9 protein-coding genes, 4 tRNA genes and 2 pseudogenes are annotated in these 11,793 nt (G+C 54.3%); all 15 read left to right on the top strand.

Annotated features, from left to right (window positions below; translation table 11 throughout):
* The first annotated feature begins 143 nt into the window (after positions 1-143).
* The 15 genes and pseudogenes from birA (at position 144) to rpoB (ending at position 11,770) form a co-directional block, all read left to right on the top strand.
* Positions 144-1,103, top strand: coding sequence for a bifunctional biotin--[acetyl-CoA-carboxylase] ligase/biotin operon repressor BirA (birA, locus tag M1B35_RS11985; protein ID WP_123337967.1), 960 nt, complete (start codon positions 144-146; stop codon positions 1,101-1,103).
* Positions 1,093-1,841, top strand: a pseudogene (locus M1B35_RS11980) (pantothenate kinase). The gene birA and the pseudogene M1B35_RS11980 overlap by 11 nt, the downstream one beginning before the upstream one ends.
* A gap of 8 nt (positions 1,842-1,849) precedes the next feature.
* On the top strand, positions 1,850-2,296 hold the full coding sequence (locus M1B35_RS11975; protein WP_268261994.1) for a hypothetical protein: 447 nt from the start codon (positions 1,850-1,852) through the stop codon (positions 2,294-2,296).
* Positions 2,297-2,439: 143 nt separating this feature from the next.
* Positions 2,440-2,524 (top strand) — tRNA-Tyr (locus M1B35_RS11970).
* 24 nt (positions 2,525-2,548) lie between these two features.
* Positions 2,549-2,622: transfer RNA gene (locus tag M1B35_RS11965), tRNA-Gly, on the top strand.
* Positions 2,623-2,648: 26 nt separating this feature from the next.
* Positions 2,649-2,724: transfer RNA gene (locus M1B35_RS11960), tRNA-Thr, on the top strand.
* 84 nt (positions 2,725-2,808) lie between these two features.
* Positions 2,809-4,002 (top strand): elongation factor Tu, encoded by a 1,194-nt coding sequence (gene tuf, locus M1B35_RS11955; RefSeq protein ID WP_139049048.1) that lies wholly within the window; start codon positions 2,809-2,811, stop codon positions 4,000-4,002.
* Between the two features lie 54 nt (positions 4,003-4,056).
* Positions 4,057-4,132: transfer RNA gene (locus M1B35_RS11950), tRNA-Trp, on the top strand.
* A gap of 45 nt (positions 4,133-4,177) precedes the next feature.
* Positions 4,178-4,546 (top strand): preprotein translocase subunit SecE, encoded by a 369-nt coding sequence (gene secE, locus M1B35_RS11945; RefSeq protein WP_268261993.1) that lies wholly within the window; start codon positions 4,178-4,180, stop codon positions 4,544-4,546.
* A 9-nt stretch (positions 4,547-4,555) separates the two neighbouring features.
* The gene (nusG, locus tag M1B35_RS11940; RefSeq protein WP_003317113.1) at positions 4,556-5,089 is read left to right on the top strand and encodes a transcription termination/antitermination protein NusG; all 534 of its coding nucleotides are present in this window, start codon (positions 4,556-4,558) and stop codon (positions 5,087-5,089) included.
* A gap of 118 nt (positions 5,090-5,207) precedes the next feature.
* A complete protein-coding gene (rplK, locus tag M1B35_RS11935) occupies positions 5,208-5,639 on the top strand; it encodes a 50S ribosomal protein L11 (RefSeq protein WP_003176435.1) in 432 nt (143 codons plus the stop codon).
* Entirely contained in the window at positions 5,639-6,334 is a 696-nt protein-coding gene (rplA, locus tag M1B35_RS11930) for a 50S ribosomal protein L1 (RefSeq protein WP_003232403.1), read from the top strand. The genes rplK and rplA overlap by 1 nt, the downstream gene beginning before the upstream one ends.
* 198 nt (positions 6,335-6,532) lie before the next feature.
* Entirely contained in the window at positions 6,533-7,033 is a 501-nt protein-coding gene (gene rplJ / locus M1B35_RS11925; RefSeq protein WP_108096540.1) for a 50S ribosomal protein L10, read from the top strand.
* 79 nt (positions 7,034-7,112) lie between these two features.
* Complete coding sequence (gene rplL / locus M1B35_RS11920) at positions 7,113-7,478, top strand: 50S ribosomal protein L7/L12 (protein ID WP_123336136.1); 366 nt, start codon at positions 7,113-7,115, stop codon at positions 7,476-7,478.
* A 219-nt stretch (positions 7,479-7,697) separates the two neighbouring features.
* Positions 7,698-11,770: pseudogene (gene rpoB, locus M1B35_RS11915) on the top strand (DNA-directed RNA polymerase subunit beta).
* Positions 11,771-11,793: the final 23 nt, after the last annotated feature.

Raw genomic sequence — 11,793 nt, 5'->3', positions numbered from 1 at the left:
AAGCAGTTGGGGTTTTGTTTGTCCGCAAAGAAAATACGCAATTCCTTTCGAGGGCGTGCATGTGTTGCTGCGTTCGTGGGGCTTTCTATGCAACGGCCGTAGGCATGGCTATCATGCGGGCCTCATTGTGAGGCGAGACCTGCATGCTGACGTTGCTAGAGCTTCTTAAAGATGGGCGGTTTCATTCTGGACAGGCTCTTGGAGCGGCGCTGGGTATCAGTCGCAGCGCTGTTTGGAAGCAGTTGCAGCAAATGGAGGCTGAGCTTGGGCTCTCTATTCATAAAGTCCGTGGCCGTGGTTATCAACTCGCAGCTCCAATTGCTCTCCTGGATGGGGCTGAGATTGCTCGACAATCCCATGATTCTTCATGGGGGATTCTGGTTTTTGATTCCATTGACTCAACTAATGCAGAGGCCTTGAGGGCAATTGAGCGCGGACAGTCTGCACCGTTTTTCGTCTTGGCCGAGCGTCAGAGCGCTGGGCGGGGGCGGAGAGGGCGCAAATGGGTGAGTCCTTTCGCCGAAAATGTGTATTACAGCTTGGTCTTGCGCATAGATGGCGGTATGCGCCAGTTGGAAGGGCTCAGCCTAGTTGTCGGCTTAGCTGTAATGCAGACTTTGCGTGATTTCGGCATCTCTAAGGCCGGCCTGAAGTGGCCAAACGACGTATTGGTAGGGCGGAAGAAAATCGCCGGCATCTTGCTGGAGTTGGTTGGAGATCCTGCTGACGTGTGTCACGTGGTTTTGGGTGTAGGAATCAATGTGAATATGCAGGGCGCTGAAGAGGTCGACCAGGAGTGGACGTCTATCAGGTTAGAGTCTGGGCGCATGATCGATCGGAACGAGTTGGTTGTTCGTTTGGGGGCTGTGCTTGGGTCGTATCTAAAGCGACATCAAGAGTCAGGTTTCGTGGCGATCCAGGGCGAGTGGGAGCAAAACCACCTATGGCAGGGGCGATCGGTTTCCTTGGTGGCAGGTGTCAACAAAGTGGACGGTGTCGTCATGGGAATCGATCGGCAAGGCGCGCTGCGCTTAAGGGTGGAAGGTGTAGAGAAGGTGTATAGCGGTGGTGAGCTCAGCTTGAGGTTGCGAGATGATTCTTGAGCTTGATTGCGGTAATAGCTTCATCAAATGGCGTGTGCTCCATGTCGAGTCGCTGTATGTCTTTTCAGAGGGTGTGGTTGATTCTGATCAGGCGTTGCTGGCGGTCCTGCATGGTTTGCCAGGTTTGTCTTTGACGCTATGTCGGCTTGTCAGTGTGCGTACCTCTGACGAGACTGGGCGATTGGCTGCGATGCTCTTCGAGGCGTTTGCTATTAGTGCGGTTTGCGCTTCTCCCGCTCGAGAAATGGCAGGTGTACACAATGGCTACGATGATTATGAGCGCCTTGGTTTAGACCGTTGGCTCGCAATGCTAGGTGCTTTTCGTCTGGCAAATGGTGCGTGCCTGGTGCTTGATTTTGGCACTGCGGTCACGGCGGACTTCATCGGGGCGGATGGCATGCACTAGGTGGGTTCATTTGCCCCGGGATGCCATTGATGCGTAATCAGTTGCGTACCCATACACGGCGTATTCGTTACGATGATCTTTCAGCTGAGCGTGCCCTGGAGAATCTTTTGCCTGGGCGAGCAACTGTTGAGGCGGTTGAACGAGGCTGCTTGTTAATGTTGCGGGGCTTTGTGCTGACCCAATTGGATCAAGCGCGCCGTTATTGGGGGGATGAATTTTCCGTATTTTTAACGGGGGGGGATGCCGGCTTGGTCTCCGATGCTGTGCCTCGCGGTAAAGTTGTCCCGGATCTTGTGTTTGTTGGCTTGGCTGTGGCGTGTCCATTGTCTTGAGGTTTTATATGCGCTGGCTCTTCCTGTTGCTCCTGGTTCTGAATGCTTTTTATTACATCTGGCACCAGCAGGAGGCGCCTCTTCGGGCCAAAGAGGTGACTCCCCTGAGCTTGTATCGCGGTACTCAGCAAGATATTCGCCTGTTGAGTGAGTCCGCTGATGTTGTTGCGCGTCGAGACAGGGCTAAGGTGGCCGAAGCTGAGAACATGTGTCTTTATCTGGGTGGTTTTGCTCGCAGAGAGACGGCGCAGTTGCTGGAGCAGCGTTTGCAGGCTATGGGTGCCAGCGGAGAGCTGCAGTCTTTGGCACTCCCTGATTTAGCGGGCTTCTGGGTGCGTGTAGAGCCCGGCAGTAAGCATTTGGTCGATGATTTGCAGCTCCAGAATCTTGCTAAAGAATTCAATGAGTTAAAACATAAAATAATGTTGTGCGAAGGCATTGCAACTCTCGAATAGTTTGCATAGAATGGCGCCCGCTTCGCAGCGAAGACCAAACAAGGTTGAGGCTGTAAAGTGATGTCAACGCAGCTAAGCTCAGGTTTTTAATGAGAAAAACGCTTGACAGAAGGGTGGCATGGTATAGAATGCTGCCTCGCTTAGGAGGGGTTCCCGAGCGGCCAAAGGGATCAGACTGTAAATCTGACGTCTACGACTTCGAAGGTTCGAATCCTTCCCCCTCCACCAGATTTAGCGTGAGCTGTACGCTCCGCGGGTATAGTTTAGTGGTAGAACCTCAGCCTTCCAAGCTGATGATGCGGGTTCGATTCCCGCTACCCGCTCCAAGTTTACAGTTTGTGCAATGTGTTTCGCTCTTGTAGCTCAGTTGGTAGAGCACACCCTTGGTAAGGGTGAGGTCAGCGGTTCAAATCCGCTCAAGAGCTCCATATAACAAGGCAGATATGAAAATATCTGCCTTTGTTTTAATGGCTTGTGTGATCTGCTCAATTCTTCTCCTAGGGGTGATTTCGATGGCTAAGGAAAAGTTCGAACGTAATAAGCCGCACGTCAACGTCGGTACCATTGGTCACGTTGACCATGGTAAGACTACTCTGACTGCTGCTCTGACCCGCGTCTGCTCCGAAGTTTTCGGTTCGGCCAAGGTTGACTTCGACAAGATCGACAGCGCCCCAGAAGAAAAAGCTCGCGGTATCACCATCAACACCGCTCACGTTGAATACGATTCGGCCGTGCGTCACTACGCACACGTTGACTGTCCAGGTCACGCCGACTACGTAAAAAACATGATCACCGGTGCTGCTCAGATGGACGGCGCAATCCTGGTTTGCTCGGCCGCTGATGGTCCGATGCCGCAAACTCGTGAGCACATCCTGCTGTCCCGTCAGGTAGGCGTTCCGTACATCGTTGTCTTCCTGAACAAGGCTGACATGGTTGACGACGCAGAGCTGCTGGAACTGGTTGAGATGGAAGTGCGCGATCTGCTGAGCACTTACGACTTCCCAGGTGATGACACTCCAATCATCATCGGTTCGGCTCTGATGGCTCTGAACGGCCAAGACGACAACGAAATGGGTACCACCGCTGTTAAGCGTCTGGTAGAGACTCTGGACAGCTACATCCCAGAGCCAGAGCGTGCAATCGACAAGCCGTTCCTGATGCCAATCGAAGACGTGTTCTCGATCTCCGGTCGTGGCACCGTGGTAACTGGTCGTGTTGAGCGTGGCATTGTTCGCATCCAGGAAGAAGTTGAGATCGTTGGTCTGCGCGATACTCAGAAAACTACCTGCACTGGCGTTGAAATGTTCCGTAAGCTGCTCGACGAAGGTCGTGCTGGTGAGAACTGCGGCGTTCTGCTGCGTGGCACCAAGCGTGACGATGTTGAGCGTGGCCAGGTTCTGGTTAAGCCAGGTACCGTTAAGCCGCACACCAAGTTCACTGCAGAAGTTTACGTTCTGAGCAAGGAAGAAGGCGGTCGTCATACTCCGTTCTTCAAAGGCTACCGTCCACAGTTTTACTTCCGTACTACTGACGTGACTGGTAACTGCGAGCTGCCAGAAGGCGTTGAAATGGTAATGCCAGGTGACAACATCCAGATGACTGTCACTCTGATCAAAACCATCGCGATGGAAGATGGTCTGCGTTTCGCTATCCGTGAAGGCGGTCGTACCGTCGGCGCTGGTGTCGTAGCCAAAGTCATCGAGTAAGTTCTTGATATATCTCCATCGGGCCGGCATAATGGTCGGCCTGATTTTGTTTTTAGGTCAGTAGCTCAATTGGCAGAGCGACGGTCTCCAAAACCGTAGGTTGGGGGTTCGATTCCCTCCTGACCTGCCAGATTCACTCGGTGTATCTGGCTTTCTTTTCACAGGATCTTCATAGATGACTCCTAAGGCTGAAGCTCAAGGCTCTCGCTTCGATATGCTCAAGTGGCTTGTAGTAGTTGCTTTGGTTGTCGTTGGCGTTGTTGGCAATCAGTATTATTCTGCTTCGCCGATCCTGTACCGTGTGCTTGCGCTTCTTGCTATTGCTGCAGTTGCTGCCTTTGTAGGCTTGCAGACTGCCAAGGGTAAGTCGTTCTTTGTGCTGGTTAAGGAAGCTCGTACCGAGATCCGTAAAGTCGTATGGCCAACTCGTCAAGAAACCACGCAGACCACGCTGATTGTTGTGGCTGTTGTGCTGGTTATGGCGTTGCTGTTGTGGGGGCTTGACTCCCTGCTCGGTTGGCTTGTTTCCTTGATTGTCGGCTAAGGGTGTCCCGTGGCTAAGCGTTGGTACGTTGTGCATGCTTACTCGGGTTACGAGAAGCATGTGATGCGCTCTTTGGTTGAGCGTGTAAAGCTGGCTGGCATGGAAGATGGCTTCGGCGAAATTCTGGTTCCCACTGAAGAAGTGGTTGAAATGCGTAATGGCCAGAAGCGCAAAAGCGAGCGTAAGTTTTTTCCAGGCTATGTGCTGGTGCAAATGGACATGAATGAGGGTACTTGGCACTTGGTCAAGGATACTCCGCGTGTCATGGGTTTCATTGGTGGTACTGCTGATAAGCCTGCACCTATCACCGATAAAGAGGCCGAAGCAATTCTGCGTCGTGTCGCTGATGGTAGTGACAAGCCTAAGCCTAAGACTCTCTTTGAGCCGGGCGAGGTTGTTCGCGTTACAGACGGTCCATTTGCCGACTTTAACGGTACTGTTGAAGAAGTTAATTACGAAAAGAGTCGCATCCAAGTGGCTGTGCTCATTTTCGGTCGCTCTACTCCGGTAGAGCTAGAGTTCAGTCAGGTCGAGAAGGCGTAACTGAACGAGAATCCCATACCCCGCAGCCTCAGGCTGTGGGGTTTTGTCGTCACTGGGATAAACGCGCAAGTAACCGGGGAGCCTTTCTAGGCGCTAGAACCCGTAATTGGAGTGCCTCATGGCTAAGAAAATTACTGCTTACATCAAGCTGCAAGTGAAGGCCGCACAGGCCAACCCAAGTCCACCCGTTGGCCCAGCTCTGGGTCAGCACGGCGTGAACATCATGGAGTTCTGCAAAGCGTTCAACGCCCGTACTCAGGGTCTTGAGCCAGGTCTGCCGACTCCTGTGATCATCACTGTTTACAGTGACCGCAGCTTCACTTTCGAAACCAAGAGCACCCCGGCTTCGGTTCTGTTGAAGAAGGCTGCTGGCCTGACCAGCGGTTCCGCTCGTCCGAACACCGTTAAGGTCGGCACCGTTACCCGTGCTCAGCTGGAAGAAATCGCGAAAACCAAAAACGCGGATCTGACTGCAGCTGATATGGATGCAGCCGTGCGTACTATCGCCGGTTCTGCTCGTAGCATGGGCCTTAACGTGGAGGGTGTGTAATGGCTAAGCTGACCAAGCGCCAAAAGGCTATCGCCGGCAAAATTGAAGCAGGCAAGGCCTACAACTTCGTAGACGCTGCTGCTCTGCTGACCGAGCTGTCGACTGTCAAGTTCAGCGAGTCTGTAGACGTCGCTGTGAACCTGGGTGTTGACCCACGTAAGTCCGACCAGGTCGTTCGTAGCGCTACTGTGCTGCCACACGGTACTGGCAAGACTGTACGTGTTGCTGTGTTCACTCAGGGTCCAGCTGCTGAAGCTGCTCTGGCTGCCGGCGCTGATCGCGTAGGTATGGACGACCTGGCTGCCGAAATGAAAGGCGGCGACCTGAACTATGACGTAGTGATTGCATCCCCGGATGCAATGCGCGTTGTAGGTCAGTTGGGTCAAATCCTCGGTCCACGCGGCCTGATGCCTAACCCTAAAGTCGGCACCGTAACTCCAGACGTAGCTACCGCGGTTAAAAACGCCAAGGCTGGTCAGGTTCGTTATCGCACCGACAAAAACGGCATCATCCACACTTCCGTTGGCAAGGTCGGCTTTGATGCCGTCAAGCTGAAGGAAAACGTTGAAGCCCTGATCGCTGATTTGAAGCGTATCAAGCCTGCTTCTTCGAAAGGCATCTACGTCAAGCGCGTTACCCTGAGCACCACTATGGGCCCAGGTCTGGTCATCGACCAAGGCTCGCTGGACGTATAAGACACAGACTGGCGCAAGCAATTGCGCCAGTTGAAAGATTGGGGTCCCTGCCTGGCGGGGGCTATCCAAGACCGTAGGCGACGTAAGTCTTAAACCACAAGCCTACGCAGATGGTGCTCCCGGTTCCTTACCGAATCAGACACCAAAACGACATCCGGCCTCGGTTGGATGAAACGGTAACAAGCAGGAGTTAAACCCGTGGCAATTAAACTCGAAGACAAGAAGGCCATCGTCGCTGAAGTCAACGAGGCTGCCAAAGTAGCTCTGTCCGCTGTCGTGGCTGATGCCCGTGGTGTGACAGTAGGCGCTATGACCGGACTCCGTAAAGAGGCCCGTGAAGCTGGCGTTTACGTACGTGTTGTACGTAACACCCTGCTGAAACGCGCTGTTGCTGGCACTCAATATGACGTGCTCAACGACGTGTTCACTGGCCCGACCCTGGTTGCATTCTCTAACGAACATCCTGGCGCTGCCGCCCGTTTGTTCAAGGAATTCGCCAAAGGTCAGGATAAGTTCGAGATCAAGGCAGCTGCGTTCGAGGGCAAGTTCCTCGCAGCTAATCAGATCGACGTACTGGCAAGCCTGCCGACCCGTGACGAAGCAATTTCTCAGCTGATGAGCGTGATTCAAGGCGCAACCAGCAAATTGGCTCGTACTCTGGCGGCTCTTCGCGACCAGAAAGAAGCTGCAGCAGCCTAAGGCTCAGCAACCTCTTTTGCGTTTATTGTTTATTTCGATGGCCGCGTAGGCTGTCACCCCAATACAGGAATTTATAGTCATGTCTCTGACTAACGACCAAATCATCGAAGCAATCGGCGAAAAATCCGTTCTGGAAATCGTTGAGCTGATCAAGGCCATGGAAGAGAAGTTCGGCGTTTCCGCTGCTGCTGCTTCCGCTGGTCCAGCTGTTGCTGCTGCCGTTGTTGAAGAACAAACTGAATTCAACGTCATGCTGACCGAAGCTGGCGAGAAGAAAGTTAACGTGATCAAGGCTGTACGTGAACTGACTGGTCTGGGCCTGAAAGAAGCCAAGGCTGTAGTTGACGGCGCTCCTGCCATGGTTCTGGAAGCTGTAGCTAAAGAAGCAGCTGACAAAGCCAAAGCAGCTCTGGAAGAAGCAGGCGCTAAAGTCGAGCTGAAGTAAGCATCGACTTTGCGTCTCCAGCCCAAGCGTTAAGCGAAGGCTGATGGCTGGTGGCTCTTGCCACCGGCCTTTTTCCGTTATTGGCGGCCGACTGGGTCGGCGCCTTTAACGTGCTGTAACCACCCTGTGCGGTGGAGCAAACCAAAGGGTTTGCACGATTTTCTGGCTGCTCCCGTCGGGAGGGGCCAAATAAGCAGGTGACCAAGCTGGGGAACGCTGATGGCTTACTCATATACTGAGAAAAAACGTATCCGCAAGGACTTTAGCAAGTTGCCGGACGTCATGGATGTGCCGTACCTCCTGGCCATCCAGCTGGATTCGTATCGTGAATTCTTGCAAGCGGGAGCGACTAAAGATCAGTTCCGCGACGTTGGCCTGCATGCGGCCTTCAAATCCGTTTTCCCGATCATCAGCTACTCCGGCAATGCTGCGTTGGAGTATGTCGGTTATCGTCTGGGCGAACCGGCGTTTGATGTCAAAGAATGCGTGCTGCGCGGTGTAACTTACGCCGTACCTTTGCGGGTAAAAGTTCGTCTGATCATTTTCGACAAAGAATCGTCGAACAAAGCGATCAAGGACATCAAAGAGCAAGAAGTCTACATGGGTGAAATCCCCCTGATGACTGAGAACGGTACCTTCGTAATCAACGGTACCGAGCGTGTAATCGTTTCCCAGCTGCACCGTTCCCCTGGCGTTTTCTTCGACCACGACCGTGGCAAGACGCACAGCTCCGGTAAGCTGTTGTACTCCGCGCGGATCATTCCTTACCGTGGTTCGTGGTTGGACTTCGAGTTCGACCCGAAAGACTGCGTATTCGTGCGTATCGACCGTCGTCGCAAGCTGCCTGCATCGGTACTGCTGCGTGCGCTGGGCTACACCACTGAAGAAGTGCTGGACGCGTTCTATACCACCAACGTATTCCACGTGAAGGGCGAGACCCTGAGCCTGGAGTTGGTGCCTCAGCGTCTGCGTGGTGAGATCGCCGTCCTGGATATCCTGGATGACAAAGGCAAGGTTATTGTCGAGCAAGGTCGTCGTATCACTGCTCGTCATATCAACCAGCTGGAGAAGGCCGGGATCAAGGAGTTGGATGTACCTCTGGACTACGTCCTGGGTCGCACCACCGCCAAGGCCATCGTGCACCCGGCAACCGGCGAAATCCTGGCAGAGTGCAACACCGAGCTGAACACTGAAATCCTGGCGAAAATCGCCAAGGCCCAAGTCGTTCGCATCGAGACTCTGTACACCAACGATATCGACTGCGGTCCGTTCGTCTCCGACACTCTGAAGATCGACTCCACCAGCAACCAGCTGGAAGCCCTGGTCGAGATCTATCGCATGATGCGTCCTGGCGAGCCGCCAACCAAAGACGCTGCAGAGACCCTGTTCAATAACCTGTTCTTCAGCCCTGAGCGCTATGACCTGTCTGCGGTCGGCCGGATGAAGTTCAACCGTCGTATCGGTCGTACCGAGATCGAAGGTTCGGGTGTGTTGTGCAAAGAAGATATCGTCGCAGTCCTGAAGACTCTGGTCGATATCCGTAACGGCAAAGGCATCGTCGATGACATCGACCACCTGGGTAACCGTCGTGTTCGCTGCGTAGGCGAGATGGCCGAGAACCAGTTCCGCGTTGGCCTGGTGCGTGTAGAGCGCGCGGTCAAAGAGCGTCTGTCGATGGCTGAAAGCGAAGGCCTGATGCCGCAAGACCTGATCAACGCCAAGCCAGTGGCTGCGGCGGTGAAAGAGTTCTTCGGTTCCAGCCAGCTGTCGCAGTTCATGGACCAGAACAACCCGCTGTCCGAGATCACCCACAAGCGTCGTGTGTCCGCACTCGGTCCGGGCGGTCTGACTCGTGAGCGTGCAGGCTTTGAAGTTCGTGACGTACACCCGACTCACTACGGTCGTGTATGCCCGATTGAAACGCCGGAAGGTCCGAACATTGGTCTGATCAACTCCTTGGCTGCTTATGCTCGCACCAACCAATACGGCTTCCTCGAGAGCCCGTACCGTGTGGTGAAAGACGCGCTGGTAACCGATGAGATCGTCTTCCTGTCCGCTATCGAAGAGGCCGATCACGTGATCGCCCAGGCTTCGGCGACCATGAACGACAAAGGTCATCTGATCGATGAGCTGGTAGCTGTTCGTCACTTGAACGAATTCACCGTCAAGGCGCCAGAAGACGTCACCTTGATGGACGTTTCGCCGAAACAGGTAGTTTCGGTTGCTGCGTCGCTGATTCCGTTCCTCGAGCACGACGACGCCAACCGTGCGTTGATGGGTTCGAACATGCAGCGTCAGGCTGTACCGACTCTGCGCGCTGACAAGCCGCTGGTAGGTACCGGCATGGAGCGTAACGTTGCTCGTGACTCCGGCGTTTGCGTCGTGGCTCGTCGTGGCGGTGTGATCGACTCCGTTGATGCCAGCCGTATCGTGGTTCGTGTTGCCGATGATGAAGTTGAAACTGGCGAAGCCGGTGTCGACATCTACAACTTGACCAAATACACCCGCTCGAACCAGAACACCTGCATCAATCAGCGTCCGCTGGTGAGCAAGGGTGATCGGGTTCAACGCAGCGACATCATGGCTGACGGTCCGTCCACCGATATGGGTGAGCTGGCTCTGGGTCAGAACATGCGCATCGCGTTCATGGCATGGAACGGCTTCAACTTCGAAGACTCCATCTGCCTGTCCGAGCGTGTTGTTCAGGAAGACCGTTTCACCACGATCCATATCCAGGAACTGACCTGTGTGGCTCGTGACACCAAGCTTGGGCCAGAGGAAATCACTGCGGATATCCCGAACGTGGGTGAAGCCGCACTGAACAAGCTGGACGAAGCCGGTATCGTTTATGTAGGTGCTGAAGTTGGCGCTGGCGACATTCTGGTCGGTAAAGTCACTCCGAAAGGCGAGACTCAACTGACTCCGGAAGAGAAGCTGCTGCGTGCCATCTTCGGTGAAAAAGCCAGCGACGTTAAAGACACTTCCCTGCGTGTGCCTACCGGCACCAAGGGTACTGTCATCGACGTACAGGTCTTCACTCGTGACGGTGTAGAGCGTGATGCTCGTGCTCTGTCCATCGAGAAGAGCCAGCTCGACGAGATTCGTAAGGATCTGAACGAAGAGTTCCGTATCGTTGAAGGCGCAACTTTCGAACGTCTGCGTTCCGCTCTGGTCGGCCACAAAGCCGAAGGCGGCGCCGGCCTGAAGAAAGGTCAGGACATCACCGACGAAGTACTCGACGGTCTTGAGCACGGTCAGTGGTTCAAACTGCGCATGGCTGAAGATGCTCTGAACGAGCAGCTCGAGAAGGCCCAGGCCTACATCGTCGATCGCCGCCGTCTGCTGGACGACAAGTTCGAAGACAAGAAGCGCAAACTGCAGCAGGGCGATGACCTGGCTCCAGGCGTGCTGAAAATCGTCAAGGTTTACCTGGCAATCCGTCGCCGCATCCAGCCGGGCGACAAGATGGCCGGTCGTCACGGTAACAAAGGTGTGGTCTCCGTGATCATGCCGGTTGAAGACATGCCGCACGATGCCAATGGCACTCCGGTCGACGTCGTCCTCAACCCGTTGGGCGTACCTTCGCGTATGAACGTTGGTCAGATTCTCGAAACTCACCTGGGCCTCGCGGCCAAAGGTCTGGGCGAGAAGATCAACCGCATGATCGAAGAGCAGCGTAAGGTTGCAGAGCTGCGTACCTTCCTGGACGAGATCTACAACCAGATCGGCGGTCGTAACGAAGATCTGGATAGCTTCTCTGACCAGGAAATCTTGGATCTGGCGAAAAACCTGCGCGGCGGCGTACCGATGGCCACTCCGGTGTTCGACGGTGCCAAGGAAAGCGAAATCAAGGCCATGCTGAAACTGGCGGACCTGCCAGAAAGCGGCCAGATGCAACTGACCGACGGCCGTACCGGCAACAAGTTCGAGCGTCCAGTTACCGTTGGCTACATGTACATGCTGAAACTGAACCACTTGGTAGACGACAAGATGCACGCTCGTTCTACCGGTTCTTACAGCCTGGTTACTCAGCAGCCGCTGGGTGGTAAGGCGCAGTTCGGTGGTCAGCGTTTCGGGGAGATGGAGGTCTGGGCACTGGAAGCATACGGTGCTGCATACACTCTGCAAGAAATGCTCACAGTGAAGTCGGACGATGTGAACGGTCGTACCAAGATGTACAAAAACATCGTGGACGGCGATCACCGTATGGAGCCGGCATGCCCGAGTCCTTCAACGTGTTGATCAAAGAAATTCGTTCCCTCGGCATCGATATCGATCTGGAAACCGAATAACACGTGACGCGAATCGAGAGCGG

This window comes from Pseudomonas morbosilactucae (genome assembly GCF_023241665.1).
GTDB lineage: Bacteria > Pseudomonadota > Gammaproteobacteria > Pseudomonadales > Pseudomonadaceae > Aquipseudomonas > Aquipseudomonas morbosilactucae.
The sequence above is the reverse complement of the archived record's forward strand: the minus strand, read 5'-3'. Positions and strand labels throughout refer to the sequence as shown.

What these genes read in the sequence shown, in the direction of transcription:
- birA (WP_123337967.1), top strand. Translation starts at nt 144, where the DNA reads ATGCTGACGTTGCTAGAGCTTCTTAAAGATGGGCGGTTTCATTCTGGA.
- M1B35_RS11975 (WP_268261994.1), top strand. Translation starts at nt 1,850, where the DNA reads ATGCGCTGGCTCTTCCTGTTGCTCCTGGTTCTGAATGCTTTTTATTAC.
- tuf (WP_139049048.1), top strand. Translation starts at nt 2,809, where the DNA reads ATGGCTAAGGAAAAGTTCGAACGTAATAAGCCGCACGTCAACGTCGGT.
- secE (WP_268261993.1), top strand. Translation starts at nt 4,178, where the DNA reads ATGACTCCTAAGGCTGAAGCTCAAGGCTCTCGCTTCGATATGCTCAAG.
- rplK (WP_003176435.1), top strand. Translation starts at nt 5,208, where the DNA reads ATGGCTAAGAAAATTACTGCTTACATCAAGCTGCAAGTGAAGGCCGCA.
- rplA (WP_003232403.1), top strand. Translation starts at nt 5,639, where the DNA reads ATGGCTAAGCTGACCAAGCGCCAAAAGGCTATCGCCGGCAAAATTGAA.
- rplL (WP_123336136.1), top strand. Translation starts at nt 7,113, where the DNA reads ATGTCTCTGACTAACGACCAAATCATCGAAGCAATCGGCGAAAAATCC.